The following is a 541-nucleotide window of genomic DNA, read 5'->3' as shown; positions in this document are numbered from 1 at the left end:
TCTAGGGTTTTGGGATTACCATCAACGAACCCAAATCGTTCAAAAATGATTTCTTGTTCTCGCGGTTTCAAATGTTCAGAAATTGTCTGATGTATCCTCGTTCGGACATCGTTTTGTTCAGTTATTAAAGATGGATTATAAAACAATTGATCGTAGTCAACCAATAAATGATGGCTATCTAAGCTTATAAAATCACCTAGTTCAGTATCTTGGTCTTCATCCGATACATATTGGTCTATAGATGTGATTCCTAAATACTGATGTTCTACTAACTTGGCCTTCTCGTACGTTCCAAGAGATATATTCAGTTGATTACATATCTCAGTGATGTTTGGTCTCTGCCCATTCAACTGGAATGCAAGTTCTACTCGTTTTATTTTTAGAACGTTTTCAAACATGTGAACAGGAATACGTATTGTTGTCCCCGTATCGGCAATAGCTCTTAAGATTTGTTGCCGAATCCACCACACCGCATAAGTTGAGAATTGAACATCTCTATTAATGTCGAATTTCCTAATGGCTTTTATAAGTCCAATTGTCC

1 protein-coding gene is annotated in these 541 nt (G+C 36.6%); it reads right to left on the bottom strand.

The annotated features are described in order from the left end of the window. On the bottom strand, nt 1-541 hold a 541-nt coding region (locus tag ACLWS4_RS37355; RefSeq protein WP_416876475.1), incomplete at both ends, for a sigma-70 family RNA polymerase sigma factor.

Source organism: Kitasatospora sp. SC0581, assembly GCF_048159585.1.
GTDB lineage: Bacteria > Actinomycetota > Actinomycetes > Streptomycetales > Streptomycetaceae > Kitasatospora.
Note: the sequence above shows the minus strand (reverse complement) of the source record. Positions and strands in the feature narration are given on the sequence as shown.